At 61.5% G+C, this 26,044-nt stretch carries 15 protein-coding genes; 5 read left to right on the top strand and 10 right to left on the bottom strand.

The window, feature by feature from the left end:
- Positions 1-45: 45 nt before the first annotated feature.
- The 3 genes from glgB to FIV35_RS12155 all read right to left on the bottom strand — a co-directional run bounded on the left by glgB (position 46) and on the right by FIV35_RS12155 (position 7,678).
- Positions 46-2,277: a 1,4-alpha-glucan branching protein GlgB gene (gene glgB / locus FIV35_RS12165; protein WP_034137983.1), complete on the bottom strand. Its 2,232-nt coding sequence runs from the start codon at positions 2,275-2,277 to the stop codon at positions 46-48.
- Complete coding sequence (gene treS, locus FIV35_RS12160; protein ID WP_034137982.1) at positions 2,274-5,621, bottom strand: maltose alpha-D-glucosyltransferase; 3,348 nt, start codon at positions 5,619-5,621, stop codon at positions 2,274-2,276. Before treS ends, glgB begins: the two co-directional genes overlap by 4 nt.
- 71 nt (positions 5,622-5,692) lie before the next feature.
- The gene (locus FIV35_RS12155) at positions 5,693-7,678 is read right to left on the bottom strand and encodes an alpha-1,4-glucan--maltose-1-phosphate maltosyltransferase (RefSeq protein ID WP_034097159.1); all 1,986 of its coding nucleotides are present in this window, start codon (positions 7,676-7,678) and stop codon (positions 5,693-5,695) included.
- 202 nt (positions 7,679-7,880) lie between these two features.
- Here FIV35_RS12155 and FIV35_RS29585 point away from each other — a divergent pair, with 202 nt between their 5' ends.
- Positions 7,881-8,057: a hypothetical protein gene (locus FIV35_RS29585; RefSeq protein WP_170245402.1), complete on the top strand. Its 177-nt coding sequence runs from the start codon at positions 7,881-7,883 to the stop codon at positions 8,055-8,057.
- A 207-nt stretch (positions 8,058-8,264) separates the two neighbouring features.
- Positions 8,265-9,716, top strand: a complete 1,452-nt coding sequence (locus FIV35_RS12150) for a M10 family metallopeptidase C-terminal domain-containing protein (RefSeq protein ID WP_123479712.1) — start codon at positions 8,265-8,267, stop codon at positions 9,714-9,716.
- Between the two features lie 59 nt (positions 9,717-9,775).
- Here FIV35_RS12150 and FIV35_RS12145 read toward each other — a convergent pair whose 3' ends face one another.
- Complete coding sequence (locus FIV35_RS12145; protein WP_034137981.1) at positions 9,776-10,267, bottom strand: MgtC/SapB family protein; 492 nt, start codon at positions 10,265-10,267, stop codon at positions 9,776-9,778.
- Between the two features lie 122 nt (positions 10,268-10,389).
- On the opposite strand from FIV35_RS12145, the gene FIV35_RS12140 reads away from it, so the two are divergent.
- From FIV35_RS12140 to mapR, 3 genes are all read left to right on the top strand, one after another.
- The gene (locus FIV35_RS12140; protein ID WP_034137980.1) at positions 10,390-10,629 is read left to right on the top strand and encodes a DUF3203 family protein; all 240 of its coding nucleotides are present in this window, start codon (positions 10,390-10,392) and stop codon (positions 10,627-10,629) included.
- 184 nt (positions 10,630-10,813) lie between these two features.
- A complete protein-coding gene (gene ccoG / locus FIV35_RS12135) occupies positions 10,814-12,223 on the top strand; it encodes a cytochrome c oxidase accessory protein CcoG (RefSeq protein ID WP_034137979.1) in 1,410 nt (469 codons plus the stop codon).
- A gap of 91 nt (positions 12,224-12,314) precedes the next feature.
- Positions 12,315-13,724, top strand: coding sequence for a GntR family transcriptional regulator MpaR (gene mapR / locus FIV35_RS12130; RefSeq protein ID WP_034097154.1), 1,410 nt, complete (start codon positions 12,315-12,317; stop codon positions 13,722-13,724).
- A gap of 122 nt (positions 13,725-13,846) precedes the next feature.
- Here mapR and FIV35_RS12125 read toward each other — a convergent pair whose 3' ends face one another.
- From FIV35_RS12125 to FIV35_RS12100, 6 genes are all read right to left on the bottom strand, one after another.
- Positions 13,847-14,593, bottom strand: a complete 747-nt coding sequence (locus tag FIV35_RS12125) for an SDR family oxidoreductase (protein ID WP_034137978.1) — start codon at positions 14,591-14,593, stop codon at positions 13,847-13,849.
- Between the two features lie 56 nt (positions 14,594-14,649).
- The gene (locus FIV35_RS12120; RefSeq protein WP_083377876.1) at positions 14,650-16,746 is read right to left on the bottom strand and encodes a putative bifunctional diguanylate cyclase/phosphodiesterase; all 2,097 of its coding nucleotides are present in this window, start codon (positions 16,744-16,746) and stop codon (positions 14,650-14,652) included.
- Between the two features lie 172 nt (positions 16,747-16,918).
- On the bottom strand, positions 16,919-18,370 hold the full coding sequence (locus FIV35_RS12115; protein ID WP_034137976.1) for an efflux transporter outer membrane subunit: 1,452 nt from the start codon (positions 18,368-18,370) through the stop codon (positions 16,919-16,921).
- Positions 18,367-21,474: an efflux RND transporter permease subunit gene (locus tag FIV35_RS12110; RefSeq protein ID WP_034137975.1), complete on the bottom strand. Its 3,108-nt coding sequence runs from the start codon at positions 21,472-21,474 to the stop codon at positions 18,367-18,369. The genes FIV35_RS12115 and FIV35_RS12110 overlap by 4 nt, the downstream gene beginning before the upstream one ends.
- 112 nt (positions 21,475-21,586) lie before the next feature.
- Entirely contained in the window at positions 21,587-24,679 is a 3,093-nt protein-coding gene (locus tag FIV35_RS12105) for an MdtB/MuxB family multidrug efflux RND transporter permease subunit (protein WP_034137974.1), read from the bottom strand.
- Positions 24,676-25,974: an MdtA/MuxA family multidrug efflux RND transporter periplasmic adaptor subunit gene (locus FIV35_RS12100; protein WP_034137973.1), complete on the bottom strand. Its 1,299-nt coding sequence runs from the start codon at positions 25,972-25,974 to the stop codon at positions 24,676-24,678. Before FIV35_RS12100 ends, FIV35_RS12105 begins: the two co-directional genes overlap by 4 nt.
- Positions 25,975-26,044 lie beyond the last annotated feature (70 nt).

Genomic DNA, 26,044 nt, shown 5'->3' with positions numbered 1-26,044 from the left:
AGGGCGATCATTGCAGATCGCCCCCCATTCGCCAGCCGCTTATGCTCAGTCCGGGCGCAGAATCAGCACGCCCAGCGGCGGCAGATTCAACGACAGCGACACCGGCTGCCCGTGACGCGGTTCCTCCTGGGTGAACACTTCACCACCGTTGCCGAAATTGGAGCCGGCGTAGGTGTCGGCGTCAGTGTTGATCACCTCGCTCCAGCGCCCGGCAAACGGCACACCTACGGCGTATTGTTCGCGAGGCACCGGGGTGAAGTTGGCCACCACCAGCACCGGTTTGCCGTCCTTGCTCCAGCGCAGCCAGGCGTAGACGCTGTTGATCGCATCGTCACCGATCAGCCATTGGAAGCCCTGGGGCGCGTCGTCCTGTTCATGCAGGGCCGGTTCTTCGCGGTACAGGCGGTTCAAGTCGCCCACCAGTTTTTGCACACCTTGGTGTTCCTGGTATTGCAGCAGGTACCAGTCCAGTTGCTGGTCGTGGTTCCACTCGCGCCACTGGCCGAATTCGCAGCCCATAAACAGCAATTTCTTACCCGGGTGCATCCACATAAACGCCAGGTAGGCGCGCAGGTTGGCGAACTTCTGCCAACGGTCGCCGGGCATTTTGTCGATCAACGAATGCTTGCCGTGCACCACTTCATCGTGGGAGATCGGCAGGATAAATCGCTCGGACCAGGCATACACCAGGCCGAAACTCAGCTCGTTGTGGTGATGGGCGCGGTACACCGGGTCCTGCTGGATGTAATGCAGCGAATCGTGCATCCAGCCCATGTTCCATTTGTAGTTGAAGCCCAGGCCGCCTTGCTGGGTTGGCTGGCTGACACCGGGCCAGGCGGTGGATTCTTCAGCGATCACCAGGGCGCCCGGCGCCTCCAGCGCCACCACATCGTTCAAATGGCGCAGAAAATCGATGGCTTCCAGGTTCTCGCGACCACCATGGCGGTTGGGCACCCATTCGCCGGCTTTGCGCGAATAGTCGCGGTAGAGCATCGATGCCACCGCATCCACCCGCAGGCCATCGACATGGAAGTGCTTGAGCCAGTGCAGTGCTGAGGCCAGCATAAAGCCGTGCACCTCGGTGCGGCCCAGGTTGTAGATCAGCGTATCCCAGTCCTGGTGGAAGCCTTCCAGCGGGTTGGCGTATTCGTACAGCGCGGTGCCGTCGAACTGGGCCAGGCCGTGAGTATCGGTGGGAAAGTGCGCCGGCACCCAGTCGAGGATCACACCGATATCGGCCTGATGGCAGGCATTGACAAAGTAGGCAAAGTCTTCGGGCGAGCCGAAGCGCGCACTTGGGGCGAACTGCGACAGGGCCTGATACCCCCAGGACCCTCCAAATGGGTGTTCCATGATCGGCATCAGCTCGATATGAGTGAAGCCCAGTTGCTGCACATAAGGAATCAAGCGCTCGGCCAATTCGCGCCAGCTGTACTGGCGGGCCACTTCACCGGCTTCGTCCAACTCGCATTGCCAGGAGCCGACGTGCAGTTCATAGATCGACAGCGGCGCGGTGGATTTCTGCTTGTCGGCGCGGGCCTGCATCCAATCGTGGTCCTGCCAGTCGACTTGCAACGGCGCGGCGACTTTCGAGGCGGTGTCCGGCGGCAGTTGGGTGGCCAGCGCCATCGGGTCGGCCTTGAGCGGCAAAATGCCGTGGGCGCCGAGAATCTCGTATTTGTAAGCGGCACCCGGTTGCAGACGGGGGATAAAGATCTCCCACACACCCGAGGGATGGCGCAGGCGCATCGGATGCCGACGGCCGTCCCAAATATTGAAGTCGCCCACCACCGACACACGCCGTGCGTTTGGCGCCCATACGGCAAAGCGCACGCCTTGCACGCCGTCGACGCTGGTGACCTGAGCGCCCAGGCAACTGCCCAGGTCGCGGTGATTGCCCTCGGCAAACAGGTACAAGTCCATCTCGCCCAGCAGCAGTTGGCTGAAGCTGTAGGGGTCTTCGGTGATCTGCTCACCGCCGGCCCACTGGATCTTCAATAAGTAAGGCTGGCGCGTCGCAAAGTGCCCGACAAACAAACCCGGCACTTGGGTCGCGTCGAGGCTACCGAGGGTTTCGCCGCCATCGCGGCTCAACACCTGCACGCTCAACGCCTCGGGCAGGAACGCGCGAATGAATTGGCCGCCCTGCTCGTCGTCATGAGGCCCGAGAATCGAAAACGGGTCGTGGTGCTCGGCGCGCACCAGCGCTTCGACGTCCTTGGACGCCGGCATTGCAGTCAACTTAGGCTGCAGCGGTTCTTTATGTGTATAGCTCATGACGTCTCCCCACCGCGTGCAGTTTTGGATATAGGTGTAAGCCCGCTTAGCAGGCCGTGCAGCCCTTGCAGGGGCACCGGCAACCAGGTCGGGCGGTTTTCCGCTTCGTAGGCCACTTCGTACGCAGCCTTCTCCAGGCTGAACAACGTCAGCGCGGCGTCCTGGCCGTTGGCATCCTGCCAGTCATGCGCCAGTGTAGACGTAGCTTGCTGATAAGCCTGGATAAATGCCTGGCGCGCTTCCTTCACATAGCGCTCGGTAACCCGTCGGCGTGCCTGCTCGGCTTGCGGCGACTGATCCACGCCTTGCAGATTCAAGGCCATGGCCGCTGCATAGTCGAAAGAACGCAGCACCCCGCTGACATCTTTGTACGGGCTGTGCTTGCCCCGTCGCTCATGCAGCGGTCGCGCCGGCTCGCCTTCGAAGTCGATCAAATAGGCATCGCCCTTGACCACCAGAACCTGCCCAAGGTGCAGATCGCCATGGACGCGAATGCGCAAGCCGCCCAAGGTGGCCTTTGCCAGGCTGTTCACATGGGTGGCAATGGCTTTTTTTTGCGCCAGCAATTCACTGACCAGCGCCTGATCGGCAGGGTTCAATTGGGTTTGATGCAGGTCCAGCAGTTGCAGCGCGCGGGTGATCTGCGCGCCCACATCCTTGGCCCAGGCCTGGGTGTCTTTGACACCGGTGACTTCGGGCTTGAAGTCTTTATTGGCGGTGGTGGCGCCCAGCACTTGGTGCATTTCCCCCAGGCGCTGGCCGAGCAGCGCGGCGAAATCGGCCAGCTCACCCAAGGCGTTGTAGTGCTGTTCCTGTTCGGACAGGGCTTCGGCCAGTTCGTCGCGGATTGCCCGTTCCAGATTGTTCTGAGTCCACGTCCAGGCATCGCCCTGATTGCTCAGGTAGCCCTGGGCAATCATCAGCAGATTGTCCTGGCCCTCGCTGTCATGACGCACCACCGCGCCCATCAACGGCGAGATATTGGCGTAACCGGCTGCGGTGAGGTACGCGCTCATCTCCAGTTCCGGATGCACACCGGCGCTGACTTTACGGATCAACTTGAGCACCAGGCTCTCACCCACCACCACCGAGCTGTTGGACTGCTCGGCGGACAGATAACGCACCGGGGACTCGTCGTTCAGTTGCAACGCAGCCAAGTGTTCGGTGGCGTCGAAACGCAACTCGCCGTCGCTGCTGGCCAAACGCGTGCCGGCCTGCAGGCCCTGGATCACCGCGCGAATAAAAGGCTCAAGGCTGAACGCGTCAGTCACCAAGCCCACCTGGCGCGCTCGGCGTACGCGGGCCATGGCCAATTGCTGGGGCAAGGCGCTGGTGAACTGGTCTTCGCCGAGGAAGCCGAACGGCAACTGGTAACGACTGACCTGCCCACCGGCACTCACCTCCAGTTCGCTGAGCAACACCGGGTGCTCGGCGTCGCCGAACCGCACGCCATAGGCAATCCGCACGCTATCGATGGCCGTGTCCTTGCCGGCGAACCAACGCCGCTTGGGCAGCCAGGCCGGCAGTGAGGTCTGTTCCAGGGTGGTGCGACAAGGTGCTTCGAGCAGTTCTTCCATGCGTTTTTTCAATACCAATGTGGTGAAGTCGGGCATGCTTTGTGCCGGTTCCACATGCCAGCTGGGCATCTGGTTTTCCGCCGCCAGCACAAACCAATAGAAGCCGTAAGGTGCCAGGGTCAGCAGGAAATTCAGCTGACCAATAGGCGGGAAGGCGTTACCGCCGAGCATCTCCACGGGGACCATGCCAGCAAAGCCCGACAGGTCCAGCTCGGCCGCCTGGGCGCTACGCGACACGTTAGCCACGCACAAAATGATCTCCGTGCGGCCATCGGCACCGGTGTATTCGCGGGTATACGCCAGAATGCGGCGATTGGCTGGCGAGAGCATTTTCAGGCTGCCGCGACCGAACGCTTTGGACTGCTTGCGCACTGCGAGCATGCGCCGGGTCCAGTTGAGCAGTGAGTGCGGGTCCTGGGTCTGGGTTTCCACATTCACCGACTGGTAGCCGTAGAGCGGGTCCATGATCGGCGGCAGCACCAGGCTGGCCGGATCGGCGCGGGAGAAGCCGCCGTTGCGGTCGATGGACCACTGCATCGGTGTGCGCACGCCATCGCGGTCGCCCAGGTAGATGTTGTCGCCCATGCCAATTTCATCGCCGTAGTACAAGGTGGGCGTGCCCGGCATCGACAGCAGCAGGCTGTTAAGCAACTCTACGCGGCGACGGTCACGCTCCAACAACGGCGCCAGGCGGCGGCGGATACCCAGGTTGATCCGCGCGCGACGGTCGGCGGCGTAGTAATTCCACAGGTAGTCGCGCTCTTTGTCGGTGACCATTTCCAAGGTCAATTCATCGTGGTTGCGCAGGAAGATCGCCCATTGGCAATTGGCGGGGATTTCCGGGGTTTGGCGCAAGATATCGGTGATGGGGAAGCGATCTTCCTGGGCCAGGGCCATGTACATGCGCGGCATCAACGGGAAGTGAAAGGCCATATGGCATTCGTCGCCGTCATCGCCCTTTTTGTCACCGAAATACAGTTGGGTGTCTTCCGGCCATTGGTTGGCTTCGGCCAGCAGCATGCGGTCGGGGTAATTGGCGTCAATCTCGGCACGGATTTGCTTGAGTACCCCGTGGGTTTCTTCAAGGTTCTCGTTGTTGGTGCCGTCGCGCTCGATCAGGTACGGGATGGCGTCCAGGCGCAGGCCGTCGATGCCCATGTCCAGCCAGTAGCGCATGACTTCCAGCACCGCTTTCATGACTTGCGGGTTGTCGAAGTTGAGGTCGGGCTGGTGGGAATAAAAGCGATGCCAAAAGTACTGGCCGGCGACCGGGTCCCAGGTCCAGTTGGATTTTTCGGTGTCGAGGAAAATGATGCGGGTGCCGTCGTACTTCTGGTCGTCATCGGACCACACATAGAAATCCCGCGCCGCCGAACCGGGCTTGGCCTTGCGTGCGCGCTGGAACCAGGGGTGCTGGTCGGATGTATGGTTGATCACCAGTTCGGTGATCACTCGAAGGCCACGTTTGTGTGCTTCGGCGATAAAGCGCTTGGCGTCGGCCATGGTGCCGTAGTCGCTGTGGACACCGCGGTAGTCGGCGATGTCATAGCCGTCGTCGCGGCGTGGTGAAGGGTAGAACGGCAGCAGCCAGATGGTGTTCACGCCCAGGTCGGCGATGTAGTCGAGCTTGGCGATCAACCCAGGAAAATCGCCGATACCGTCATTATTGGAGTCGAAAAAGGATTTGACGTGAACCTGATAGATCACCGCGTCCTTGTACCAGAGCGGGTCTTTGATAAAGGTGGCAGCCTTGGGTTTCTTCGCCATTGGACACTCCTGAAACACTCGATAAATCGTGCAGACTCAATGTCGGAGGGGGGTTAACCCCCTCTTCCCCATCAGGTGGTAATGCGCCAGATCCCGAACGGCATCTGCGGTTCCAGACGCGTCCACTGGGTCTTGCCGTACCAGGTCCAACGATGGCCGTTCATCAGGTCTTCGCCCTGGGTTTGGGCATCGTCCGGCAGGCCCATCTCCCACAAGGGCAGTTCGAAATGAGCTTCCTGGGCGTTAAAAGGGTCCAGGTTGACCGCCACCAGAATGAAGTTGCTGCCGTCCTCGCTGCGTTTGCCGAAGTAGAGGATGTTGTCGTTCCACGCGTTGTAGATCTTCAAACCCAAGTGCGTGTGCAGCGCCGGGTTCTGGCGGCGGATGCGGTTGAGCTGGGCGATCTCGGCAATGATGTTGCCGGGCGCAGTGAAGTCGCGGGGGCGGATCTCGTATTTCTCCGAGTCCAGGTATTCCTCTTTGCCCGGCACCGGCGCGGCTTCGCACAGTTCAAACCCGGAATACATACCCCACAGGCCCGAGCCCATGGTGGCCAGCGCGGCGCGGATCAAAAAGCCCGGGCGCCCGGATTGATGCAGGAACGCGGGGTTGATGTCCGGCGTGTTGACGAAAAAGTTCGGGCGGTAGCACTCGCGCCACGGTGACTGGTTGAGCTGGGTGAAATACTCGCTCAACTCAGCCTTGGTGTTGCGCCAGGTGAAATAGGTGTAGCTCTGGGAATAGCCGACCTTGCCCAGGCGGGCCATCATCGCCGGGGTCGTAAAGGCTTCGGCGAGGAAAATCACCTCGGGGTACTTGGAACGCACATCGCTGATCAGCCATTGCCAGAACGGCAGCGGTTTGGTGTGGGGGTTGTCGACGCGAAAGGTCTTCACGCCCTCTTCCACCCAGCCCACCACGATATCGCGCAGCTCGGTCCACAGGCCAGGGATCGCATCGGCGGCATAAAAGTCGACGTTAACGATATCCTGATATTTCTTCGGCGGGTTTTCCGCGTATTTGATCGTGCCGTCCGGGCGCCAGTTGAACCAGCCCGGATGCTCCTTGAGCCACGGATGGTCCTGGGAGCATTGAATGGCAAAGTCCAGCGCGATTTCCAAGCCATGGTCGGCGGCGGCCTTGACCAGGCGGCGGAAGTCATCGCGGCTGCCCAACTGCGGGTGGATGGCTTCGTGACCGCCCTCCTCGCTGCCGATGGCGTACGGGCTGCCGGGGTCGTCCGGGCCGGCGGTGAGCGAGTTGTTCCGGCCTTTGCGATGGCTACGGCCGATGGGGTGGATCGGCGGGAAGTACAGCACATCGAAGCCCATGTCGTGGATCATCGAAAGCCGCGCGTGTACATCGTTAAAGGTGCCGTGGCGTGCCGGATCATCGGTGATCGAACGGGGAAACAACTCGTACCAGCTGGCGAACTGCGCACGTTCGCGCTCGACGTCAATCGGGTACACCGTGCTGATGCTCAGGTAGGCGCGGTGGTCGGCCTGGGTCATCAGATGCGCACTGTCTTCGTGCAGAAACAACGCCACCTGCTCGGTTTCCAGCAGGCCGGACAGTTCGTGGTGCAACAGCATCAGGCGGTCGCGCAGCTCGTTGTCGCTACGCTCGGCGGCTTGCAGCACCAGGCTGCGACCTTCCTGCAACTCCAGGCTGACCGGTACGCCGGCTTCGTGTTTTTTGCGCAATTCGTAGCAGAAGCTGGCGAAGGTATCGATCCAGGCTTCGATGCAGTACTCATGGGGCCCCTGATGAGCCACCGTGAACGCGCCTTCCCAACCGTTGTTGCCGACATCGGTCATGACCACGCTGTGCCAGCTTTCGTCGCGTAGCGGGCGCCAGCGGATCAATACGGCCAATTTGTCATGGCCATCGGCAAACACTTTGCTGGTGACATTAATGCGCTGGCCTATCACCGCCTTGACCGCGAATTCACCGCCGTCAATCACGGGGCTGGTGCTTTCGATCGCGATCCGGGGCAATAGCAGTGCCTGGGACAGCGGCAGTACGGCAGTGTCTGGAACCTGTGTTTCAGCAGTCATCGAGCATCTTCCCCTTACGCCCAGTGGACGCCCTTTGCTAGATCCGAATCCAATACGCCAGCACTCTCCCTGAGCGGTGACGCATAAGGTCCGAGCCTGTGCCTGGGTTAAAAGTTCAGGTGGATATGCCGCCATTGAGCGGGAATCAAATGCCCCTTGGGAATGTCCACCGCTAGAGCAAAGCACAAAGGAGGCCACACCGATGAATATCCCGATCCCGGCGGAAACCCCGGACCCGAATATCGACAAACCCACCCTGCCGCCCACCGAACCGGAACCGATTCCAGAAAAGGAACCGCCGGAAAATCAGCCACCGCCGGTCCAGGAACCGCCAACAACAATGCCACCGGTCATTGCCGAACCTTTTTCAACCGTTTGACGATGGTGGTAAGGCCGATAGCGGAGTTAAGCCTGTCTGACGGATGGGCTACTCCTTTCCCGGTGCTTTTGGTGATTCTTCCTGCGCCCCACCTAGATAACTCGCAACGCCTGTGATTTTGCCCATGCCTAAACTGCGACGCATGTGCACCGTAGTTGAGACGGCGCCAACGCCTATCTTCAAGCAACATTCACAGCAGGAGAATTCATGTCCATTAGCAGCGTTGGTTTACACGGCAGCCCGATCTACCAGAGGGTTGAGCAGTTCAAACATCGAGATGATCGTGGCGGGGACATCCAGCACAACGGCTTGCAGTCCAAGTCAACCGAAGACGCTGTCAAACGACTCTGGCGTCATAGCCCAGGTTGGTCAGACAAGAATGGTGACGGCACCGTTAATGTGACTTACGAGTTTCGGTCCGCGCCAGACGACAAGAACACTCGGAAATTCGGCAAAACCGGGTTTACGCCTATCCTCGACAACCAGCGAAAACAAACCCGACTCAGCCTGCAATCCATTGAAGATGTGGCAAACATCAAGTTTACCCGCGGGCCCAAAACAGCTGACAGTGAAGGCCATATCAAGATCGGCAATTATGGCCAAGAGATTGACTCTAAAGGCAACCCTTATAAAGGCGAGCACCACGCTACCCTGCCCTCCAAGAATCAGGCTGACGTTGACGTATGGTTTGTTGACACCGACACAGAGAAATCCGTACCCCGAGCAGCGCTAGGTAACGCGGGTCGACACACCATTACTCATGAACTCGGTCATGCCATGGGGCTGACCCACCCTGGCAATTACAATGGAAGTGGCGCTGACAAGCTCGGTGAATCAAATGTATCTCATCACGAAGACTCTCAGAGCCATTCCGGCATGAGTTACCGGGGAGAGCGCACCGGGCATCATAACCACCAGAAATTCCGTTCGTCAGCCCCGCAACTTGACGACATTGCTGCCTACCAAGCGAAATACGGCGCCAATTATGAAACCCGCAAGGATGACACCACCTACGGTTTCAACTCGAACACGGATCGAGACTTTCTGACGGTCAAAACCCCTCACGATAAAATGGTGGCGGCCATTTGGGACGGCGGGGGCAACGACACATTGGATTTTTCCGGGTACACGCAAGATCAGCAAATAAGCTTGAGGGAAGAAACCTTTTCTGACGTCGGCGGCCTTAAGGGGAATGTCGCGATTGCCAAAGGTGCTGTGATTGAGAACGCGATAGGCGGCAAGGGCAATGATTTGATAATAGGCAACGACGTCAACAACGAACTCAACGGCGGTGACGGTAACGACGTCATCTATGGCGGCAAAGGAGCCGACAAATTGTGGGGCGGCAAAGGTGCAGACACCTTTGTGTACGGCAGCGCGTCAGAATCCTTCGACGCTGGGCGCCAGGATCAGCGTTCGCACGACGAGATCATGGATTTCGAGAGTGGCAACGACAAGATCGACGTGTCGGGCATGCAGGTTCAGAACGGCGGCAAGCCGTTTACGTTCAAAAAGTCCCCTGTTATCGAGTCTGGCGAAGCGTTTATCGACTACAACCCCGACACTCACCAAAGCACATTGTACGCCCGGCAAACAGACGGCCAGGTTCTGAAGGTCAGCGTAAACGGCAAACTGGAGCAGAGTGACGTGGTGCTGTAGCCCCGGCCGTCAACAGCGGCGTTGGTGGAAATGATTCGACGCCGTGTCCTTGGTGAAGGTTATTTTTCGAGCATCCGCACGATTCTTGGCATTACGCTGAACACCACCAACGCCAGCAACGTACTCAACACCGCCGTGGACTCACGCCCCATGCCCGCCGCCACGCCGATGGCGGCGGTCATCCATAGCCCGGCGGCGGTGGTCAGGCCTTTGACGTGCTGACCCTCTTCGTCTTCCTTACCTTTAAGAATGGTCCCGGCGCCGAGGAAACCAATCCCGGCAATCACCCCCTGCACCACCCGGCTCATGGCATCGGCCTGGTTGCCGGACATCTGCGGCACCAATACAAACAGCGCCGCGCCCATCGCCACCAGCATATGGGTGCGCACCCCGGCGGCCTTGCCCTTGTGCTCCCGTTCAAAACCGAGGATCCCGCCCAGCAGCGCAGCGATCAGCAGGCGCACGGTGATCTGCGTGAGCTGTCTGGCATCGCCGAGATCGGCGAATTCGGCCTGCAGGGTCACCCATACTTCGTGCCACCAAGCGTCCATAAACCCTGTCCTTTATTGAGATGGATAATGGGTTGACAACGGCGACCGTCAGTCAGTTGCCTGGAACGCCGCGCGTGGGCATGCGCCCTAACGCTTATCAGCCTGATAAAAAGGAGAGCGCCATGCCAATCCGCATCGAAAACCGCACCTGTTTCTTCAAGGTCAACGACGAGGGACGGGAATACAGCCTGCCCGCCGCTGAAGTCACCGTCAGCACTGACGTCCCCAGAGCCATGTCTTATGTGGACGTGGGCGCCGAGCGTGTCTACATCACCGAGCAGGAAGCCGATGCCCTCACCGTGGCCGGCGCCACCGATGGGCGTCAGCACAAGAAGGTCACCACGCCGGATTCGGCGATTTGACTGATCTGTATCTATTGACGCCGCAGAAGGCTGCACCCCGAGCGCAACGGGGTGCAGCACAATGTCGCAGGGCCGCGATTTCAAGCGATCTGATCCGGCTTTTATCGTCATAGCTGAGTCTGTTATGCAAACAGCTCGCCGCGCATAGTCCATTGGCCTGATGGAGGCTGATGAGCGAACGACCATGAGCGAACGAATCCCCACCGTGGAAATCTTTGAGCCCGTGCACCCAAAGAAGGTGAAGGCCAAATCCAGCGACACCCTGATCCATACCCGCAGTTTCACCGGCTTGTTCCGCACCTTGCGTGTGCTGGGCGCAGGCTTTCTGTTCCTGGCCTTTTTCGGCACCGTGTGGCTGAACTGGGGCGGTCGGCAAGCCGTGCTGTGGGACTTGGCTGAAAGCAAGTTCCACATCTTCGGCGCGACGTTCTGGCCCCAGGACTTCATCCTGTTGTCGGCGCTGTTGATCATCTGTGCCTTCGGCCTGTTTGCCATCACGGTCTTCGCTGGGCGGGTCTGGTGCGGCTACACCTGCCCGCAAAGCTCGTTCACCTGGCTGTTTATGTGGTGTGAAAAGGTCACCGAGGGCGAACGCAACCAACGCATCAAGCTGCAATCGGCGCCATGGAGTCTCAACAAGCTGGCGCGGCGCTCGGCCAAGCACACGCTGTGGCTGGGCATCAGCGTGCTGACCGGGCTGACGTTTGTCGGTTACTTCACCCCCATTCGCCCCCTAGTGGCGGAACTGCTGACCTGGCAAATGGGCGGCGTCAGCCTGTTCTGGGTGCTGTTTTTCACCGCCGCCACCTACCTCAATGCCGGTTGGTTGCGCGAAGCGGTGTGCATGCACATGTGCCCTTACGCACGGTTCCAGAGTGTGATGTTCGATAAAGACACCCTCACCATCTCTTACGACGCCGCCCGGGGCGAACACCGTGGGCCGCGCAAACGCGAGGTTAAACCGGCCGACGTCGGCCTGGGCGATTGCATCGATTGCCAGCTGTGCGTACAGGTGTGCCCGACCGGCATCGACATTCGCGACGGCCTGCAAATGGAGTGCATCGGCTGCGCGGCGTGCGTCGATGCCTGCGATTCGATCATGGACAAGATGGGCTACGCGCGCGGTTTGGTGCGCTACACCAGCGAACATCAACTGCAAGGCGGCAAGACTCACCTGCTAAGGCCGCGACTGATCGGCTACAGTGCCGTGCTGTTGGTGATGATCGCCGCGCTGGTGTTGGCCTTGGTGCAACGGCCGATGGTGTCGCTGGACGTGACCAAGGACCGGGGCATGTTTCGCGAAAACAGCCAGGGCTTGATTGAAAACATCTACAGTCTCAAGGTCATCAACAAGACCCAGCAGCGCCAAGATTATCGGCTGGAGCTGGTAGAGGCCGAGGGTTTCCAATTGCAAGGCAAGACCGGGATCAGCCTGGCGCCGGGGGAAATCGTGGATGTACCGGTGTCGGTGGCACTGCTGGCGGATAAACCGGCGAGCAGTTCGCAGACACTGCGCTTCAAAGTGACGGATGTGGACGAGCCGTGGGTGTACAGCGAGGCCGAGAGCCGCTTCGTCGCACCGCTCAACCGCTGATACTTGGCTATCTAAAACGATGAAAGCCCAATGTGGGAGGGGGCTTGCCCCCGAGGGTATCTCTCCTACAAAAACCTTGTTTAAGGCCGCCATGAAACGCTACGAAAAATTCGCCGACGACATCGCTGAACTGATCCGCTCCGGCGTCCTCGGCCCCGGCCAACGCGTGCCATCGGTGCGCTACGCGAGCCAGACCTACGGCGTCAGCCCCTCCACGGTGTTCCAGGCGTATTACCTGCTGGAGCGCCGCGGGCTGATCCGCGCGCGGCCGCGCTCCGGTTACTTCGTCAACACCCATGCGCCGAGCCCGTTTTCCGAGCCAGTGGTGAGCGAACAGGTACACGAATCCACCGAGGTGGATGTGAGCGAGCTGGTGTTTTCGGTGCTCGACTCGATCAAGGACCCCACCACCGTGCCCTTCGGTTCGGCGTTCCCCAGCCCGATGCTGTTCCCGTTGCCGCGTCTGGCCCGTTCCCTGGCCAGCGCCAGCCGTGAGATGGACCCGCGCATGGTGGTCACCGACATGTCGCCGGGCAACCCGCAACTGCGCCGGCAAATTGCCCTGCGCTATATGGTCGGCGGCCTGATGCTGCCTATGGAAGAGTTGCTGATCACCAACGGCGCCCTGGAAGCGCTGAACCTGTGCCTGCAGGCCGTGACCGAGCCAGGCGATTTGGTGGCCATCGAGGCTCCGGCGTTTTATGCCTGCTTGCAGGTCTTGGAGCGTTTAAAACTCAAGGCGGTGGAGATCCCGGTGCACCCACGCGACGGCATCGATCTCAATGCCCTGGCGCAAAGCCTGGAGCGCTACCCGATCAAGGCCTGTTGGACCATGACCAGCTTCCAGAACCCCATGGGCGCCACCCTGCCTGAAGCCAAGAAACAAGCGCTGGTGGAACTGTTGCGCGGCCATCAGGTGCCCTTGATCGAAGACGATGTGTACGCCGAGTTGTACTACGGGCAGCACGCGCCCAAACCGGCCAAGGCGTTCGACACCGAGGGCCTGGTGATGCACTGCGGCTCGTTCGCCAAGAGCCTTGCACCGGGTTATCGCGTGGGCTGGGTCGCAGCCGGGCGCTATGCGCAGAAAGTCGAACGCTTGAAGCTGATGACCTCGTTGTGCCCGTCGATGCCGGCCCAGGCGGCAATTGCCGACTACCTGCAACACGGCGGCTACGACCGGCACCTGCGCAAATTGCGCTATGCCTTGGAAGAACAGCAAAGCGCCATGCTGGCCGCCATTGGCCGCTACTTCCCCGCGCAAACACGCGTCAGCCAACCGGCCGGCGGGTATTTCCTGTGGCTGGAACTGCCCGAGCAGACCGATTCGCTGAAGCTATTCCAGATGGCCCTGGCCCAAGGCATCAGCATCGCGCCGGGGCCGATTTTCTCGGCAACTCAACGTTTCAGAAATTGTATTCGCCTGAACTACGGTAGCCCGTGGACCGAGGCGTCGGAAAAAGCTATGGAAACGTTGGGGCGGATTGTGCGGTCGTTCTAAGTGATGGTGTTGCGCTTTCTGACGCCATCGGGGGCAAGCCCCCTCCCACATTTTGAGCTGTGAGTACTCTCAAGTGTGGGAGGGGGCCCGCCCCCGATGACGTCGGTGCGGGCACTGCATCCCTAGCGCCCGCCCCCCAAATCCAAAAACGTGCCGGTGGCATAGGACGCCTTGTCCGACAGCAACCAGATAATCGCTTCGGCCACTTCATCCGGACGGCCGCCACGGGCCATGGGGATGCCAGACTCCAGTTTGCTGACCCGGTCCGGATCGCCGCTCAGGGCATGAAAGTCGGTGTAGATATAACCCGGGCGCACCGCATTGACGCGGATACCTTCACCGGCGACTTCTTTCGACAGGCCAATAGTGAAGGTGTCGAGCGCGCCCTTGGAGGCGGCATAGTCGACATATTCACCTGGCGAACCCAGGCGTGCCGCCACCGATGACACATTGACGATACTGCCGCCCTGCCCGCCATGCCGGGGCGACATGCGCAACAGCGCATGCTTGGCACACAGAATCGGGCCGAGCACGTTGGTCTTGAGCATTTTCAGGATGCGAAACTCCGACATCTCATCGACCCGGGATTTATGCCCCACGGTGCCGGCATTGTTCACCAGCGCAGTGACCCGGCCCAATTCGGTATCGACACGGTGGAACAGCGCGATCACTTCGTCTTCGTTACTTACGTCCGCGCGCACCGCAATCGCCTGGGCGCCGAGGGCACGCACCTGTTCCAGCACGCGGTGGGCGGCCTCGTCGTCGGCCTGGTAGTTGATGCAGATGCGATACCCCTGACGCGCAGCCAGCAAGGCCGTCTCGGCGCCAATCCCGCGACTGCCCCCGGTGATGATGACGACTTTGTCCATGCCTGCTCTCTCCTGTTTCAACCTGTAGGTTTAATGGGTCGTGTCAAGAATAACCGTCACTCGCTGACCTTGTCAGGGGCGGCCGCCTCTTCGGCGCGGCGGATATTAGCCATAAAACCCTCGGCCGGCAGTGGATGCCCCAGCAGGTAACCTTGCAGCGAGTTACAACCCAGGCGCGTAAGAAAATCCTGCTGTTTATCGGTTTCCACGCCTTCGGCCACAATGCGCAGCCCCAGGGCCTGGCCGAGGGCAACGATGGCCGACACGATGGCGGCATCGTCGCCATCGTGCTCCAGATCGCGCACGAAGCCACGGTCGATTTTAAGCTCATTGGCCGGCAGGCGCTTGAGGTACATCAAGCTGGAGTAACCGGTGCCGAAATCATCGATGGACAGGTCGACGCCCATGTCCGACAGCTGCTGCAACACGTTCATGCTCGCGTCGGCATCGCGCATGGCCGTGGTTTCGGTGATTTCCAGGGTCAGGCTGTTAGCCGGCAACTGGTGGCGTTCAAGCGCGGCAGCGACGCTGTTGACCAGCCCGGCATGGCAGAACTGCAACGCAGAAAGATTCACGGCGATGCGCCATTCTTCATACCCCTGCACGTACCACAGGCGCATCTGGCGGCAAGCTTCATTGAGCACCCATTCGCCGATGGGGATGATCAGCCCGGTTTTCTCCGCCAGTTCAATAAACGTCGCCGGCATCAACAGGCCCTGCTGCGGATGCTCCCAGCGCAATAACGCCTCGGCGCCCACCGCAATGCCGCTGGCCGCGTCGAACTTAGGCTGGTAGTACAAGCGAAATTGCTGCTGCTCCACGGCGTTGCGCAAGTCCTGCAACAGTTGCAGTTGCTTGCGCGCGTTGGTGTTCATCGACACATCGAAAAAGCTGTAGCCGTTCTTGCCCAAGCCCTTGGCGTGGTACATGGCGGCGTCGGCGTTCATCAACAATTCCTGGGGTGTGGCGCCGTTGCCGGGGAACAACGCGATACCGACGCTGGCGGAGATGTTCAGCTCATGCTCGGCCACCAGGAACGCCCTGTTGATCAGTTGTACCTGGCGCTCGGCCAGGCCGAGGGCATCGTCCGGCTGGTTCAGCTGCACCAACAGTACAAACTCGTCACCACCGATACGCGCCAGGGTGTCGTGGCTGCGCAGATCCTCGCGCAGGCGCGAGCCCACTTCGCGCAGCAATTGGTCGCCCAGGTGATGACCAAAGGCATCGTTGACCGGCTTGAAGCCATCCAGGTCGATAAACATCAGCGCAAAGCAACCGCCCTGCTCCTGCACCGCCTGCATGGCCTGTTGAATGCGGTCGGCGAGCAGGCTGCGATTGGGCAGGCCGGTGAGCATGTCGTGCAGAGCCAGGTGGGACAGTTCCTGGTTGGCCTGGGTGAGCGAATCGGCGAGCACCGCGGTGCGGGCTTCCAGGCGCGCGTCGAGCAACGAAGTCAGCAAAGCGATGGCTAGCACTGCCAGGGTAGTGACCAGCACCAGGTTATCCAGGCCATTGCCGCTCAACCCGTCCAGGGCGGCGCCGCAGTAGCTGTCATCGGCAAAGCTGGCGGCCGCCATTCCGGTGTAGTGCATGCCGACAATGGCAACGCCCATCACCATCGCGGCACCGCCCCGGAGCAGGCGCACATGCGGGGTGTTGCGCCGCAGGTTGAACGCAATCAGCAAGGCCGCGCCCGACGCCGCCACGGCGATCAACAACGACGCGCCAAACAACGTCGGGTCGTAGTCGATGCCGGGGGTCATGCGCATGGCGGCCATGCCGGTGTAGTGCATGCAGCTGATACCGGCCCCCATCACCAGCGCGCCGAACAGCAGTTGCCAGGCGGGCAAGCGGGCCTGGCTGACCAGCCACAAGGCAAAGCCACTAGACAATACAGCGATCAACAGCGACAACGCAGTGATGCCCACGTCGAACCCCAGGGCAAACGGCAAGCGCAACGCGAGCATGCCGATAAAGTGCATCGACCACACCCCCACCCCCATCGCCAACGCGCCGCCGACTATCCACAGGTAGACGGCCCGTCCCTGGGCGGTCGCGATGCGGCCGGCCAGGTCGAGTGCGGTGTAGGAAGCCAGAATCGCAACGAACAGCGAGATCACGACCAACGAAGGGGAATAGCTACCGATAAGCATGCAGAGTCTCGCGAGCTACGAGCTGGAACGCCCGTACCGAGTGGCAAAGCGGCGGATTGTAGCGATAAATATTCGGCGGCAGTTGAATAATTATCACAAGGCCATCATGGGCTTTTTGACGTCAATCCACCGGCTCAACATCGCCATCGGGCGCTTGCACGCCCGCACTCTTCTAGTCGTTGGCGCTGATTTGGGTTTGCCCGTCCCAGCCCCCGCCCAAGGCGGCGATCAGTTGCACACTGGCGACCAGGCGCGATTGCAGCAAGGTCAACACGCTGCGTTCGTTGCTCAGGGCGGTGGCCTGTACGGTGACCACGTCCAGGTAGGCTATCAGCCCCGCTTTGTACTGGTTCTCGGTCAGGCGCAGCGACTCGCGCGCCGCGGCCAATGCTTCGTTGCTGACCGCCGCTTCGTCCTCCAGCACCTTGAGTTGCACCATGTAGTTTTCCACTTCGCGGAAACCGTCCAGTACGGTCTGGCGGTACTTGGCCACGGTTTCGTCGTAGGACGCCACGGTGCGGTCAACTTCCGCCGAGCGCTGGCCACCGTCGAACAGGGTCATGGCCAGTTTCGGCCCCACCGACCAGAAGCGGTTGGGCAGGCTGATCCAGTCGGCATAGGTGCTGCTGGAATAGCCACCGGCCAGGCTCAGGGTCAGGTCCGGGTAGTACGCGGCCTTGGCCACACCGATATTGGCATTGGCGGCGATCACCGCGCGCTCGGCCGAAGCAATGTCCGGGCGGCGCTCCAACAGCTGCGACGGCAGGCCTACCGGGATCTGTGGCAGCTGCGGAATGTCCTTGCTCACCGCCAGGCTGAAGTTGGCCGGCGCCTCGCCGATCAACACCGCAATGGCGTTTTCCAGTTGGGCGCGCTGCCAGATGAGGTCGATCAGGCTGGCCTGGGTGGTCTTGAGTTGGGTTTGCGCCTGGGCCACCGCGTCCTTGCCGGACACGCCGGCGCGGTACTGGTTTTCGGTCATTTGCAGGGAGCGTTGATAGGTGTCCAGGGTGGCTTGCAACAGCCGCGTCTGTTCATCCATCACCCGCAGTTGCAGGTAGCTTTGTACCAGTTCCGATTGCTGGCTCAGGCGCATCGCGGCCAGGTCCGCCGAGCTGGCTTCGGCGCTGGCCTCGTTGGCCTCCAGGCCACGGCGCAACTTGCCCCAGACATCCGCCTCCCAGCTCACGCCTAACTGCGCGTTGAGGGTGTCGCGGATGCCGCTGCTGGAACTGCTGAGGCTGGCACTGCTGCTGCCGGTGCCCTGGCTGGCGCGGGTCTTGCCCACGCTGAGGTCGACGCTGGGGTAGAACGCACCGCGGGAGCTGCGCACCAACGCCTGGGCCTGGCGAAAACGTGCCTCGGCCTGAGCCACGGTCTGGTTGGCATTATTGAGCCGCGCGACCAAGTCGTTGAGCTGACGGTCGCCATACAACTCCCACCAGGAGCCGCGGGCCAGCGCGTCGCTCGGCGCAGCCTGGCGCCAGCCGTGGGCTTGCTTGAACTGCGCGGGCTCGATGACCTCCGGGCGCTGGTAATCCGGGCCGATGGCGCAAGCGCTGAGCATCAGACCGCAGAGTGCCGCTGCCAACAGTTTTTGGGGGGCGTGGGTTGAATCGGTCATAGCGCAGTGTCCAGGGCGGCATCGGTCCGCACGCCGCGCCAGGCATTGAAGCGATGGCGCGCGCGGTCGAGGTAAAGGTAAACCACCGGGGTGGTGTAAAGAGTCAGGATCTGGCTGAACACCAGGCCGCCAATGATGGTAAGGCCCAAAGGTTGGCGCATTTCCGCACCGTCGCCGGTGCCGAGCAGCAGCGGTAAAGCACCGAGAATCGCCGCCAGGGTGGTCATCAGGATCGGCCGCAGGCGCAGCAGGCAGGCGCTGCGGATCGATTCCAGCGGGCTCATGCCGTCATGGCGTTCCAGTTGCAGCGCCAGGTCGATCATCAGGATCGCGTTTTTCTTCACCACCCCAATCAGCAGAAACAACCCCAATAGCGAGATGAGGCTGAATTCGCCGCCCAGCAGGTAGATCGACAGCAGCGCACCGACGCCGGCCGAGGGCAAGGTCGACAGGATGGTCAACGGGTGAATATAGCTTTCGTACAAAATCCCCAGCACCAGGTACACCGCCACCAGCGCGCCAAGAATCATGAAGGGTTGACCCTTCTGAGTCGCCGCAAAGGCATCGGCGGTGCCGGCCATTTTGGCAATCACATCTTCCGGCAGCCCCACCTTGGCGATCGCCCGCTCAATGGCGGCCGTACCCTGCTCTACCGTGAACCCGGGGGCGATGTCGAACGCAATGTTTTCCGAGGCAAACTGGCCCTCATGACTGACGCGGTCGTCCGCCAGGCTGTTTTCGTAATGGGCGATGGTGGACAACGGCACCCGCGCGCCGTCGGCCGTAATCACCTGCATCTGGTTCAGGGTGATCGGGTCTTGGGCATATTTGGGGTTGACCTCCATCACCACCTGGTACTGGTTGAGGCTGTCGTAGATCGTGGAAATCTGCCGCTGACTGTAGGCGTTGTTCAGCACCCCTGTGACCATGTTCATGTCGATGCCCAGGCGCTTGGCCTGATCACGGTCGACGATCAGTGTCACTTGCGCCGCACCACGGCCTTCGCGCGCGTCGATGGCGGTCAGCTCCGGCAATTCACGCAATGCGGCAACCACTTTCGGGTACCACAGACGCAACGCGGCCAGGTCGCCGCTTTGCAGGATGTAGGAATACTGTGCGCTGGTCTGGTCGCGGCTGCCGCCGAATTGCAGGTCCTGGTCGGCCATCAGGAACAGGCGCCCGCCCGGCACCGGTGGCACGTTCTTGCGCAGACGCTCGATCACCGCCTGGGCCGAGACTTTACGCTCGTCGATGGGCTTGAGCCGCACCAGCATCACCGCGTTGTTGGTGCCGTTGTTGCCACCGATAAAGCCGGCGACGCTGAGCACCGCCGGGTCCTTGAGCACCGCCTGACGGAAAATTTCCATCTTCGGCTGCATCACGCTGAACGACAGCCCGTCGTCGCCGCGCACAAAGCCGATCAACTGCCCGGTGTCCTGCTGCGGCATAAAGGTTTTCGGCACCACGATATACAACGCCACATTGACGCCGATGGTCAGCAACAGGCTGAGCAAGGTCAGACGCCGGTGGCGCAGCACCCAGTCCAGGCTGCGGGCGTAGCCGGCGACCATGCGCTCGTTGATCCTGTGGCTCCAGCGTTGCAAACCGGTCATATGGCCTTTGACATGGGGCTTGAGCCAACGCGCGCAGAGCATCGGCGTCAGGGTCAACGACACCACCAGCGAGACGATGATCGCCGCCGACAGGGTGATGGAAAACTCGCGGAACAGGTTGGTGACGATCCCGCCCATAAACAGGATCGACAGGAACACCGCCACCAGCGACACGTTCATCGACAAGAGCGTAAACCCGACTTCCTGGGCCCCCAGGTACGCCGCCTTCATCGGCGGCACGCCGTCATCGATGTGCCGGGAGATGTTCTCCAGCACCACGATGGCATCGTCCACCACCAGGCCAGTGGCCAGGATCAACGCCATCAACGAGAAGTTGTTCAACGAGAACCCGTACAAGTACATCACCGCAAAGGTGCCCACCAGCGACACCGGCACCGCCAGGGTCGGGATCAGCGAGGCGCGGAAATTGCCGAGGAACAGGTACACCACCAGGATCACCAGCCCCACCGCGATCAGCAGGGTCATCTCCGCTTCGTGCAGGGTGGCGGTGATCACCGGCGAGCGGTCCATGGCCAGGCTGAGCTTGACGCTGGACGGCAGCACCGCCTGCAGCGCCGGCAACTGTGCCTTGATCTGGCGCACGGTCTCGATAATGTTGGCCCCGGACTGGCGGTTGATCACCAGCAACACCGCCGCATCGTTGTTGAAGAAACCGCTGTTGTAGCGGTCTTCCACGCCGTCGCTGATCCTGGCCACATCGCCAAGACGCAAGGCCGCGCCGTTCTGGTAGCGAATCAGCAGCGGCTCGTAGTCCTTGGCCTTTTCCAGTTGGTCGTTGGCTTGGATCTGCCAGTTGCGCTCGCTGTCTTCCAGCGAGCCCTTGGGCCGGCGCTGGTTGGCATTGGCGATGGTGTTGCGCACATCGTCCAGGGCCACGCCGTACTGATCGAGAGCCTTGGGTTCGAGTTCAATGCGCACCGCCGGCAAGGAGCTGCCGCCGATCTGCACTTCACCCACGCCCGGCACCTGGGACAGGCTCTGGGACAGGATGGTGGAGGCCAGATCGTAGAGCTGGCCCTTCTGCAACACGTCCGAGGTCAGCGACAGCACCATAATCGGCGCTTGGGACGGGTTGATCTTCTTGTAGGTGGGCATGCTGCGCATGCCGCTGGGCAGCAGATTACGCGAGGCGTTGATGGCCGCCTGCACTTCACGCGCCGCGCCGTTGATATCGCGGTCGGAGTCGAAGGCCAGAATCACCCGGGTCGAGCCCTGACTGGAACTGCTGCTCATGGTGGTGATGCCGGCAATCGAGCCGAACGAACGCTCCAAGGGCGTGGCCACGGTGGACGCCATCACCTCGGGGCTCGCGCCAGGCAGGCTGGCCGACACCACGATTACCGGGAAGTCGATCTGCGGCAACGGCGATACCGGCAGCAGGTTGAAGCTCACTCCGCCGAGCAACATGATCGCCAGGCTCAGCAGCATGGTGGCTACCGGCCGGCGAATGAATGGTCCGGACAGGTTCATGGGGGGGAGCTCCAAGCGGCAAGTTTCAAGCTACCTGCAAAAGACGTAGGCTGCCCCTGCCGTTCCCTTGCAGCGTGCTGCTTGCCGCTTGCCACTGCTTTCGCCACGCCCATCACACCACGTCCTCAATGTCGGTCTTGCGCCAGCGGCGTCCCAACCGATCGAAATACAGGTAGATCACCGGCGTGGTGAACAGCGTCAGCACCTGGCTCACCAGCAGCCCGCCGACCATCACCAAGCCCAAGGGTTGGCGCAGCTCCGCGCCGGAACCGCTGGCCAGCATCAACGGCACGGCGCCGAACAGCGCGGCCAGGGTGGTCATCAGGATCGGCCGGAAACGCAGCAGCGCCGCCTGATAAATCGCGGTCTGCGGGTCCAGGCCCTGGTTGCGTTCGGCGTCGAGGGCGAAGTCGATCATCATGATGGCGTTCTTTTTGACGATACCGATCAACAAAATGATGCCGATGATCGCGATCATGCCCAGGTCATTGCCGCTGAGCAGCAACGCCAACAAAGCCCCCACCGCCGCCGAGGGCAAGGTGGACAGAATGGTGATCGGGTGGATGTAGCTCTCGTAGAGCACGCCCAGCACGATGTACATGGTGACCACCGCCGCCAGGATCAGCAGCAAGGTACTCGACAACGAGGCTTCAAACGCCTGGGCCGCGCCCTGGAACTGGGTCTGCACGCCCACCGGCATGCCGATGTCTTTCTGCGTCTGGTTGATCAGTTCCACGCCCTTGCCCAGCGCCACGCCGGGTGCGAGGTTGAACGACATCATCACCGCCGGGAACTGACCGATATGCGCAACGGCCAGCTGGGCCTGGCGCTGTTCCACCTTGGCCAGGCTCGACAAGCGCACTTGGCCGCCGTCGGTGGTTTTGACGTAGATCTGGTTCAGCGCGTCCGGCCCGAGGGTTTCGCCGGATTGGGCCTGCAACACCACGCGGTACTGGCTGGCCTGGGTGTAGATGGTCGAGATCTGCCGCTGGCCGAAGGCGTCATACAGCGCATCGGTGATGTTCGAGACGCTGACGCCCAGGCGCGAGGCGGCATCGCGGTCGATCACCAGGTATACCTGCAGGCCCTTGTCCTGCAGGTCGCTGGCCACGTCGGTGAGTTCCGGTAACTGGCTGAGGGCGTGTACCAGTTTGTCGCTCCACAACGCCAGCAACTCGGCATCCGGCGATGACATGCTGAACTGATACTGTGTGCGACTGACGCGGTCTTCGATGGTCAGGTCCTGCACCGGCTGCATAAACAAGCGAATGCCCACCAGCTTGTCGATTTGCGGTTGCAGACGCGTGATCACCTGGGCCGCGCTCAGGTCGCGCAGGCCGTGGGGCTTGAGGTTGATCAGCAAGCGGCCGCTGTTGAGTGTGGCGTTGTCGCCATCCACGCCGATATAGGACGACAGGCTTTCCACCGCCGGGTCGGCGAGGATGATCTTGGCCAACTCCTGCTGACGCTGGCTCATCGCCGCAAAGGAAATCGACTGCGGCGCTTCGGAAATGCCCTGGATCACGCCGGTGTCCTGCACCGGGAAAAACCCCTTGGGCACCACCAGGTACAGCACCACGGTCAGGCCGAGGGTGGCGATGGCCACCAGCAGGGTCAGCGGTTGGTGCTTGAGCACCCATTGCAACTTGCGCCCGTAGCCTTCGATCAACCAGTCGATCCAGGCGCCGCTGGCCTTATAGAAACGGCCCTGTTCTTCTTCCTTGGGCTCACGCTTGAGCAGGCGCGCGCACATCATCGGCGTGAGAGTCAGGGACACCACCAGGGAAATCAGGATCGCCACCGCCAGGGTGATGGCGAACTCGCGGAACAAACGCCCGACTACATCGGCCATGAACAGCAGCGGGATCAGCACCGCGATCAGCGACAGCGTCAGGGAAATCAGAGTGAAACCGATCTGCTTGGCGCCCTTGAGCGCGGCAGCCAGCGGCGTTTCGCCCTCTTCGATATAGCGGGAAATGTTCTCCAGCATCACGATGGCATCGTCCACCACAAAGCCGGTGGCAATGGTCAGGGCCATCAGCGTCAGGTTGTTGATGGAGAACCCCGCCAGGTACATCACGCCGAAGGTGCCCACCAGGGACAGCGGCACGGCGATGGACGGGATGATCGTGGCACTGACACGCCGCAGGAACAGGAATGTCACCATCACCACCAGAGCAATGGCGATCAGCAGTTCGTGCTGCACGTCCTTGACCGACGCGCGGATGGTCTGGGTGCGGTCGGTGAGGACGGTGACGTCGAGGCCGGCCGGTAGGTTATCGGTGATACTTGGCAGCAGCGCCTTGATGCGGTCGACCACCTCGATCACGTTGGCACCCGGCTGGCGCTGGATATTGAGCAGCACGGCCTGGTTCTGGTTGGCCCAGGCGGCCAGGCGCTCGTTCTCGGCGCCGTCGACGATCTGCGCGACGTCCTTGAGACGCAGCGGCGCGCCATTGTTGTAGGCCAGGATCAGTTCGGCGTATTGCTGGGGCGAGACCAACTGGTCGTTAGCATCGAGCATCGAAACCCGCGTGGGGCCGTCGAAGTTGCCCTTGGGCTGGTTGACGTTGGACGCGGCGATCAAGGTGCGCACGTCCGAGAGGTTCAGGCCATTGGCCGCCAGGGCCTCGGGGTTGACCTTGATGCGCACGGCCTGGCGCTGACCGCCGGCGATGCTGACCATGCCGACGCCGCTGATCTGCGCGATTTTCTGCGCCATGCGCGTATCGACCAGGTCATTGAGCTTGGGCAGCAGCATGGTCTTGGAGGTGATGGCCAGGGTCAGTACCGGGGTGTCCGCCGGGTTGACCTTGTTGTACACCGGCGGCGCCGGCAGGTCCTTGGGCAGCAGGTTGGTGGCGGCGTTGATCGCGGCCTGCACCTGTTGCTCGGCCACGTCCATATTGATGTCGAGGTTGAAGCGCAGGGTCAGCACCGAGGCGCCGCCGGAGCTGGTGGAGGCCATCTGGGTCAGGCCGGGCATCTGCCCGAACTGGCGCTCCAGGGGCGCGGTGACCGCGCTGGTCATCACATCCGGGCTGGCGCCGGGGTACAGGGTCATTACGCGGATGGTCGGGTAGTCCACCTGGGGCAAGGCCGACACCGGCAGCAAGCGGTACGCAATGATGCCGGCCAGGACAATGGCCAGCATGCTCAGGGTGGTAGCGACCGGGCGAAGAATAAACAGCCGCGACAGGTTCATGAACCGACCTTTTGCGCCTTGCCGGCAGTGCTGCCGGTCTCCCCTTTGGCCGCAGGCTTGCCTTGCAGGTGTTCGGTCGGCGTGGTCGGCACTTCGCTGCTGTCGTTGACCACGTCCACTTCACTGCCGTCCTTGAGGCGGTCGGTGCCTTCCAGCACCACCCGGTCGCCGGCGACCAGGCCCTGCTTGATCACAGTGTTGTCGCCGTCGGAGTCGCCCACCACCAACGGCTGGACCTTAACCTTCTTGTCGCCATCGAGCTTGTAGACGAAGGTGCCGTTGTTGCCGAACTGAATGGCCGCCGAGGGCGCGAGCACCACATTGTGCAAGGTGTCGGCCAGCAGGTGCACATTGACGAACTGGTTGGGGAACAGCGCCTGGTCCTTGTTATCGAAGCGCGCCTTGAATTTCAGGGTGCCGGTGGTGACGTCGATCTGGTTATCCAGGCTTTGCAGTACGCCGGTGGCTTGAATCTTCGCATCGCCACGGTCCCAGGCTTCCACGGGCAATTTATTGCCGGCGTGGTAACGGGCCAGAACCGTGTCCAGGGTGTTTTCCGGCAAGGTGAAGGCCACGCTGATCGGCTGGGTCTGGGTGATCACAGCCAGGGCGGTGGTGTCGTTGGCCGCCACCAGGTTACCCACATCGAGCTGGCGCAAGCCCACACGGCCACTGATGGGCGCGCGGATCTTGGTGAATTCGAGGTTGAGCTTGGCGTCATCCACCGCGCCCTGGTTGGTCTTGACCGTGCCCTGGTATTGCAGGACCAGCGCTTCGGCGGTGTCCAGGGTCTGTTTAGCAATGCTGTCCTGGGCATACAGGTCACGGTAGCGCTGCACGTCGACCTGGGCGTTCTTCAACTGGGCCTGGTTCTGCAGCAAGGTGCCCTGGGCTTGGAGCAAGGCGTTCTGGTAGCTGCGCGGGTCGATCTCGGCGAGCAGATCGCCGGCCTTGACCATTTGCCCTTCTTCAAAGGCTATTTTCACCAGCTCCCCGCCCACTCGGCTGCGCACATTGATGGTATTGAGCGCGGTAACCGTGCCCAGCGCCTTGTAGTAGACCGGGAATTCCCCCTGCACCACCGGCGCCACACGCACCGGCACCGGGCCGGTGGAGCCGCCGAAGCCCGGGCGCGCCATACCGGTTTTGCCGGTGTGCCCGGCCGGTGCGTCTTTATGGGCCGCGCCGCTTGGCCAGAATTTCCAGCACAGGCCGGCGATAACCAGCAGCACAAGCAGGCCAAACAGCCAGCGACGGGAGTGACGGGGGGAGGATTGCATGGAGTGATCAACCATTGGGCGCGAGAGCATCTTCTTTGGGAGGCTGAAAGATAAGCACTGGGGCGCATTTAGAAAAGCGCCTTTA

This window comes from Pseudomonas rhodesiae (assembly GCF_007858255.1).
Classification (GTDB): domain Bacteria; phylum Pseudomonadota; class Gammaproteobacteria; order Pseudomonadales; family Pseudomonadaceae; genus Aquipseudomonas; species Aquipseudomonas rhodesiae.
Note: the sequence above shows the minus strand (reverse complement) of the source record. Positions and strands in the feature narration are given on the sequence as shown.

Excerpts from the sequence above, each read along its gene's own strand:
- FIV35_RS12150 (WP_123479712.1), top strand. The coding sequence starts at position 8,265 with ATGTCCATTAGCAGCGTTGGTTTACACGGCAGCCCGATCTACCAGAGG.
- treS (WP_034137982.1), bottom strand. The coding sequence starts at position 5,621 with ATGGCGAAGAAACCCAAGGCTGCCACCTTTATCAAAGACCCGCTCTGG.
- FIV35_RS12105 (WP_034137974.1), bottom strand. The coding sequence starts at position 24,679 with ATGAACCTGTCGCGGCTGTTTATTCTTCGCCCGGTCGCTACCACCCTG.
- FIV35_RS12110 (WP_034137975.1), bottom strand. The coding sequence starts at position 21,474 with ATGAACCTGTCCGGACCATTCATTCGCCGGCCGGTAGCCACCATGCTG.
- mapR (WP_034097154.1), top strand. The coding sequence starts at position 12,315 with ATGAAACGCTACGAAAAATTCGCCGACGACATCGCTGAACTGATCCGC.
- FIV35_RS12155 (WP_034097159.1), bottom strand. The coding sequence starts at position 7,678 with ATGACTGCTGAAACACAGGTTCCAGACACTGCCGTACTGCCGCTGTCC.
- FIV35_RS12145 (WP_034137981.1), bottom strand. The coding sequence starts at position 10,267 with ATGGACGCTTGGTGGCACGAAGTATGGGTGACCCTGCAGGCCGAATTC.
- FIV35_RS12100 (WP_034137973.1), bottom strand. The coding sequence starts at position 25,974 with ATGGTTGATCACTCCATGCAATCCTCCCCCCGTCACTCCCGTCGCTGG.
- FIV35_RS12140 (WP_034137980.1), top strand. The coding sequence starts at position 10,390 with ATGCCAATCCGCATCGAAAACCGCACCTGTTTCTTCAAGGTCAACGAC.
- FIV35_RS12120 (WP_083377876.1), bottom strand. The coding sequence starts at position 16,746 with ATGCTTATCGGTAGCTATTCCCCTTCGTTGGTCGTGATCTCGCTGTTC.
- FIV35_RS12125 (WP_034137978.1), bottom strand. The coding sequence starts at position 14,593 with ATGGACAAAGTCGTCATCATCACCGGGGGCAGTCGCGGGATTGGCGCC.
- ccoG (WP_034137979.1), top strand. The coding sequence starts at position 10,814 with ATGAGCGAACGAATCCCCACCGTGGAAATCTTTGAGCCCGTGCACCCA.
- FIV35_RS12115 (WP_034137976.1), bottom strand. The coding sequence starts at position 18,370 with ATGACCGATTCAACCCACGCCCCCCAAAAACTGTTGGCAGCGGCACTC.
- FIV35_RS29585 (WP_170245402.1), top strand. The coding sequence starts at position 7,881 with ATGAATATCCCGATCCCGGCGGAAACCCCGGACCCGAATATCGACAAA.
- glgB (WP_034137983.1), bottom strand. The coding sequence starts at position 2,277 with ATGAGCTATACACATAAAGAACCGCTGCAGCCTAAGTTGACTGCAATG.